We start from the raw sequence: 6,308 nt of genomic DNA, 5'->3' as shown, positions 1-6,308 counted from the left end.
GACGGCGGCGGAACCGGTACCGAGAATGGTGGCGACACCGGCCGAACCGGTGCCGATGATCGCGCCGACGCCCGCGGAGCCGGTGCCGATGATGGTGCCGACGCCTACCGAGCCACCGCCGAGAAGTGCGCCGAGCAGCCCCGTGGCGCCGAGCGCGGCGGATCCGGCCGCTGCCGAGCCGGGACCGGCGGCCGGGGTCGAACCCGCTGCGGCGTCGGTCGGATCGACGGACGAACTGACACTCGACTGGCCCGGAATCGCCAGTGGCATCCAGACATCGCCGTTCGAATCCGGCGTCGGACTATCGGGATCAATGCATTGCGAGCAGGACCCGCCGGGCTGTGCCTCGGCCGAAACACTCCCGAGTAGCGCAAAGCCAGCGACAGTCGCAAGTACTGCAACTACACGCGACGTGCGACCAATGGCCATGCGCCAGCCTTCCCCTCATCGATATAGCGCAGATCTACTGCCCGGTCGCAACACCTCAGTTCCGGGACTTTGACGGACGGGAGCCCATAGTAAACCTCAGCCCGAATCCGCGCAGCGGCTCGGGGCACGCCCGGCATTCGACACGCCCGACCGGCCACGCGCCGGTTCTCGGCCTGCCGCCCAGATCATGCGTTCGGAGTTCCGGCTGTAATCCCGAACACATTTCCGCGTTAACCCCCTACGCGCGCTGGGCTAAACGGGCAGACCAGTACGTATGTCGATGCCGCGCAGACGCGAAACGGACACGCCCACAGTGGAACCTGTGTCGCTCCAGTCGCCATGCGATGACCACGGCCACAGGTCGGACGAGCGCGCCCCGCGACATCGACACAAATCAAGGGACGCGCCGACGCGACCCCTTCGAACCGAGATCAGAACAGTACGTTCGTACCGATCTACGATGGGTGAAGCAACCGCCGAGCGCCCTTTTCGACAGCCGCTCGGCGGTGCCAGCGCTCAGGCGCCGTAAACCGCCTCCGGCGGAACGGACTTGGCGATCAGGTCGGCGACCACCGGACCGAGTTCGGCGGGATCCCAGCGTGCCCCGCGGTCCACGGCGGTGCCGTGCCGCCAGCCGTCGGCCAGCGCGACCTTGCCGCCCTCGACCTCGAACATCCGCCCGGTGACGGCCGCGGACTGCGCACTGCCGAGCCAGACGACGATCGGCGAGACATTCTCGGGCGCCATCGCATCGAAGCCTTCCTCGGGGGCGGCCATGGTCTCGGCGAAGACGGTTTCGGTCATGCGGGTGCGGGCGGAGGGAGCGATGGCATTGACGGTGACGCCGTAGCGCGCGAATTCGGCTGCCGCGGTGAGGGTCAGGCCCGCGATACCCGCCTTGGCGGCACCGTAATTGCTCTGGCCGACACTGCCCTGCAGTCCCGCGCCGGAGCTGGTGTTGATGACACGGGCATCGACCGGGCGGCCCGCCTTGGATTCACCGCGCCAGTACTCGATCGCGTGGCGCATGGTCGCGAAGTGGCCCTTGAGATGGACCCGGATCACCGCGTCCCACTCGTCCTCGCCCAGGTTCACCAGCATGCGGTCGCGCACGAAACCGGCATTGTTGACCAGCACATCCAGGCCGCCGAAGGTGTCGACGGCCTGGCGGATGAGATTGCGTGCGCCGTCCCAGTCCGCGACGTCGTCACCATTGGCCACGGCCTCGCCGCCGAGGGCCTTGATCTCGGCGACAACCTGTTCGGCGGGCGTCTCACCGGTCGCCGCGCCGTCCAGCGCGGAGCCGAGATCATTGACGACCACGCGGGCTCCTGCGGCAGCGAAGGCGAGCGCGTGCGCCCGGCCGATACCGCGACCGGCGCCGGTGACGATGACAATGCGCCCCGCGCAGATCTGCTCCGTGTCCATAACCTGTTGTGTCCTCTTCGTTTTCGGATTCGATTGTTCAGGCCTGAGCGATCTGCTCGCCGAGATTCGCATTCGACGCCGCGAGGAATGCCGGGCGCTCACCGCCGCCGTGCACCAGCAGCGTCGCGCCGCTGACATAGGCGGCCAGCGATGAGGTCAGGAATGCGGCGCAGCGGCCGATGTCCTCGGGACGGGCCATCCGACCGAGCGGGATGGTCGCGCCGACGGCGTCGATACCGTCTTGATCGCCGTAGTGCAGCTCGCTCAGTTCGGTGACGACCGGACCGACGACCAGCGAATTCACCCGGACCTTCGGTGCCCATTCGACGGCGAGCGAGGAGGTCAGGCTGTCGATGCCCGCCTTGGCCGCGCCGTAGGCGGCGGTACCCGGCGACGGTCGATGCCCGCTCACACTGGAGACCATCACAATGGATCCGCCGCCCGGCTGCTGCTGCATCACCGCATTGGCGGCCTGCGAGACCAGCAGGGGCGCAAGCAGATTCAGTTCGATGATCTTGGCGTGGAAGTTCTTGCTCGCATCGGCGGCGAGGGCGAACGGGGCGCCGCCCGCATTGTTGATCAGGTGATCGAGGCGGCCGTGCCGCGCGACGATCGCATCGATCAAACCCCGCACAGCGTCGGCATCGCGCACATCGCAGGGCAGGTATTCGATCTCCCGGCCATCGTGGGCCACCGGCTCGTCGCCGGGCCGTCGCGCGCAGGCCACGACGGTCGCTCCAGCAGCCAGAAAGGCCTTGCTGACGCCCGCACCAACACCGCGCACACCGCCGGTGACCAGGACGACGTTGCCGGTGAGGTCTATTTCGAGTGCCACCGTGCTAACCTACCAAGCAACTGCTTGCTTTGCCACCCCGTACACACGATGGGACATGCGATGGGGATCAACCGTCACTCCGAATCAACCGGCATCACCGTGGTCACGGTCGACTACCCGCCGGTCAACGCCATACCGTCCGACGGCTGGTTCACGCTGGCGGATGAGATCCGCGCGGCCGGGCGCGATCCGGAAACCAAGGTGGTGGTGTTGCGCGCCGAGAACCGCGGCTTCAATGCCGGTGTCGATATCAAGGAGATGCAGCGCACCCCGGGTCATCAAGCGCTGATCGACGCCAATCACGGCTGTTTCGAGGCCTTCGCGGCCGTCTACGACTGTCCGGTTCCGGTGATCGCGGCGGTGCAGGGCTTCTGCCTCGGCGGCGGCATCGGTCTGGTCGGCAACGCCGATGTCGTCATCGCCTCGGATGACGCGACTTTCGGGCTGCCCGAGGTCGACCGCGGTGCGCTCGGTGCGGCCACCCATCTGTCCCGGCTGGTGCCGCAGCATCTGATGCGCGCGCTGTTCTATACCGCGAGCACAATCACCGCACAGCAGTTGCAGCACTTCGGTTCGGTGTATCAGGTGGTGCCGCGCGCTGAACTCGATGCCGCCGCGCTGGAAGTCGCCAAGAACATTGCGGCCAAGGACAGCCGGGTCATCCGCGCGGCCAAGCGGGCGCTCAACGGCATCGATGTGCAGGACGTGCACCGCAGCTACCGCTACGAGCAGGGCTTCACCTTCGAACTGAATCTGGCCGGTGTCGCGGATGAGATCCGTGCGCGGTTCGACGACGATCTGGCCGCGCGCAAGGAAGAGAGCAAGGAAAACTGATGCGGGACAAGCGAATGTCGCTCGACGAGGTGGTCGGCGAGCTGCGCAGCGGTATGACCATCGGCATCGGCGGCTGGGGCTCACGACGCAAGCCGATGGCGCTGGTGCGGGCCATCCTGCGCTCGGATATCACCGATCTGACCGTGGTCAGTTACGGCGGACCCGATCTGGGTCTGCTGTGTTCGGCGGGCAAGGTGCGCAAGGCGTACTACGGCTTCGTCTCGCTGGACTCGCCGCCGTTCTACGATCCGTGGTTCGCCAAGGCGCGCACCTCCGGCGCCTTGGTGGCGCGGGAGATGGACGAGGGCATGTTGAAATGCGGGCTGGAGGCGGCGGCCGCGCGACTGCCGTTCCTGCCGATCCGCGCCGGACTCGGATCCGATGTCGTGAACTTCTGGGATGGCGAGCTGAAGACCGTCGCATCGCCGTATCCGGACGGCGACGGACGAACCGAGACGCTGATCGCGATGCCCGCACTGAATCTCGATGCGGCGCTTGTGCATTTGAATATCGGCGATAAGCACGGCAATGCCGCGTACACCGGTGTCGACCCGTATTTCGACGACCTGTACTGCCTGGCCGCCGAGCGTCGCTACGTATCGGTGGAGCGGGTGGTGGACACCGAGGAACTGGTGAAAGCCGTTCCGCTGCAGTCCCTATTGCTCAACCGGATGCTGGTCGACGGTGTGGTCGAGGCGCCGGGCGGCGCGCACTTCACCCTGGCCGCCGATAGCTACGGCCGCGACGAGAAGTTCCAGAAGCACTATGTGGAGTCGGCCAAGACGCCGGAGTCCTGGCAGCAGTTCGTCGACAAGTATCTGGCGGTCTCCGAGGACGAATATCAGGCCGCCGTCCGCGACTTCGCACAGGAGGCGTCGAAGTGACCTCAACCGAAACCGTGACGCGTGCCGAGATCTGCGCGATCGCCTGCGCCGAGATCTTCAGCGGCGCAGGGGAAATCATGGCCTCGCCGATGTCGCCGATGACGATCATCGGGGCGCGGCTGGCCAAGTTGACCACCGAACCGGATCTGCTGCTCTCCGATGGCGAGGCACTGTTCTTCGCCGACACTCCCCCGTTCGGCGGTAAAGCGCCGATCGAGGGGTGGATTCCGTTCCGCAAGGTCTTCGATGTGGTGGCCTCCGGTCGACGCCATGTCGTGATGGGGGCCAATCAGCTCGATCGATACGGCAATCAGAATCTGTCGGCATTCGGTCCGTTGCAGCAGCCGACCCGGCAGATGTTCGGTTCGCGCGGTGCGCCGGGCAACACCATCAATCACCCGACCAGCTACTGGGTTTCGCGGCATACCCGGCGGGTGTTCGTGGATCAGGTCGATATCGTCTCGGGTGTCGGCTACGACAAGATCGATCCGGCCAATCCGGCGTATCGGTTCCACCACCTGCACCGAGTCGTGACCAATCTGGGCGTCTTCGATTTCGAGGGACCCGACCACACGATGCGGGCGCGCAGTCTGCATCCGGGCGTCACCGCCGACGAGGTCGCCGAGAACACCTCGTTCGAGATCGCCGGACTGGCCGAGGCGGGCCGGACCCGGCTGCCGAGTTCCGAAGAGCTGCGGTTGATCCGGGATGTGCTCGACCCCAAGAAGGTTCGCGAATCCGAGGTGCCGTCATGAGCGCGCTGCGCACCCCGCTGACCGAATTGGTCGGCATCGAACATCCGATCGTGCAGACCGGTATGGGTTGGGTGGCCGGGCCGAGTCTGGTGTCGGCGACCGCCGAGGCGGGCGGGCTCGGCATCCTCGCCTCGGCCACTATGACCTTCGCCGAATTGGAAGCCGCGATCACGAAGACCAAGGCACACACCGACAAGCCGTTCGGCGTGAATATCCGCGCCGACGCCACAGATGCGCCCGAGCGGATCGACCTGTTGATCCGGGAGAAGGTGGCCGTCGCTTCATTCGCCTTGGCGCCGAAGCAGGAACTCATCGCCAAGCTGAAAGATGCCGGTGTGGTGGTGATTCCGTCGATCGGCGCGGCCAAGCACGCGGTGAAGGTCGCGTCCTGGGGCGCCGACGCGGTGATCGTGCAGGGCGGCGAGGGCGGTGGGCATACCGGTCCGGTGGCGACCACGCTGCTGCTGCCGTCGGTGCTGGATGCGGTCGATATTCCGGTTGTCGCGGCGGGCGGATTCTTCGACGGACGTGGTCTGGCCGCCGCATTGGCCTATGGCGCGGCGGGTGTCGCGATGGGGACGCGCTTTCTGTTGACCAAGGAGAGCACCGTGCCCGAGGCGGTCAAGCAGGAGTACCTGAAGCGGCAGCTGCAGGACACCGTGGTCTCGCTCAAGGTTGACGGCATGCCGCACCGGGTGCTGAATACCGAACTCGTCGATCGCCTGGAACATTCGGGTCGCTGGCGCGGGCTGGCCGCCGCCGTCTCGAATGCGGCGAAGTTCAAGGGTATGACCGGCATGAAGTGGTCGGCCATGGTCCGCGACGGACTGGCCATGCGAAAGGCCAAGGACCTCAGCTGGTCTCAGGTTGTCATGGCCGCCAATACCCCGATGCTGCTGCGCGCCGGACTCGTCGAGGGCAATACCCAGGCGGGCGTGCTCGCCGCGGGGCAGGTCACCGGCATCATCGATGACCTGCCCACCTGTAAGGAACTCATCGACCGCATCGTCGCCGACGCCGTCGCACGGATCGATTCGATCGCCGCGCTTACCGCGGATCACAATGCAGCGCCGAACGGGTCCTGATTCGAGCCGCATATCGCGCCGCAAGGCGAAATACCGAAGGCCGCCCCTGAAGTTGCTC

At 66.3% G+C, this 6,308-nt stretch carries 6 protein-coding genes and 1 pseudogene; 4 read left to right on the top strand and 3 right to left on the bottom strand.

From position 1 onward, the window contains the following. The 3 genes and pseudogenes from NA5_RS37055 to NA5_RS37045 form a co-directional block, all read right to left on the bottom strand. Positions 1-270, bottom strand: a pseudogene (locus tag NA5_RS37055) (hypothetical protein); the annotation flags it as partial. Positions 271-945: 675 nt separating this feature from the next. Next, a complete protein-coding gene (locus NA5_RS37050; protein ID WP_062993702.1) occupies positions 946-1,857 on the bottom strand; it encodes an SDR family oxidoreductase in 912 nt (303 codons plus the stop codon). A 37-nt stretch (positions 1,858-1,894) separates the two neighbouring features. Continuing rightward, positions 1,895-2,692, bottom strand: coding sequence for an SDR family oxidoreductase (locus tag NA5_RS37045; protein WP_062993701.1), 798 nt, complete (start codon positions 2,690-2,692; stop codon positions 1,895-1,897). 60 nt (positions 2,693-2,752) lie between these two features. Between NA5_RS37045 and NA5_RS37040 the strand changes: the two genes are divergently transcribed. The 4 genes from NA5_RS37040 to NA5_RS37025 are packed head-to-tail and all read left to right on the top strand — an operon-like array spanning position 2,753 to position 6,250. Continuing rightward, on the top strand, positions 2,753-3,526 hold the full coding sequence (locus NA5_RS37040; RefSeq protein WP_062993708.1) for an enoyl-CoA hydratase family protein: 774 nt from the start codon (positions 2,753-2,755) through the stop codon (positions 3,524-3,526). After that, the gene (locus NA5_RS37035) at positions 3,526-4,410 is read left to right on the top strand and encodes a CoA transferase subunit A (protein ID WP_062993700.1); all 885 of its coding nucleotides are present in this window, start codon (positions 3,526-3,528) and stop codon (positions 4,408-4,410) included. Before NA5_RS37040 ends, NA5_RS37035 begins: the two co-directional genes overlap by 1 nt. Continuing rightward, positions 4,407-5,165 carry a CoA-transferase subunit beta gene (locus NA5_RS37030; protein ID WP_062993699.1) on the top strand — a complete coding sequence of 253 codons (759 nt, stop codon included), beginning with the start codon at positions 4,407-4,409 and terminating at the stop codon, positions 5,163-5,165. Before NA5_RS37035 ends, NA5_RS37030 begins: the two co-directional genes overlap by 4 nt. Further along, positions 5,162-6,250, top strand: a complete 1,089-nt coding sequence (locus tag NA5_RS37025; RefSeq protein WP_062993698.1) for an NAD(P)H-dependent flavin oxidoreductase — start codon at positions 5,162-5,164, stop codon at positions 6,248-6,250. The genes NA5_RS37030 and NA5_RS37025 overlap by 4 nt, the downstream gene beginning before the upstream one ends. Positions 6,251-6,308 lie beyond the last annotated feature (58 nt).

It is taken from the genome of Nocardia anaemiae NBRC 100462 (genome assembly GCF_001612725.1).
GTDB classification, from domain to species: Bacteria; Actinomycetota; Actinomycetes; order Mycobacteriales; family Mycobacteriaceae; genus Nocardia; species Nocardia anaemiae.
Note: the sequence above shows the minus strand (reverse complement) of the source record. Positions and strands in the feature narration are given on the sequence as shown.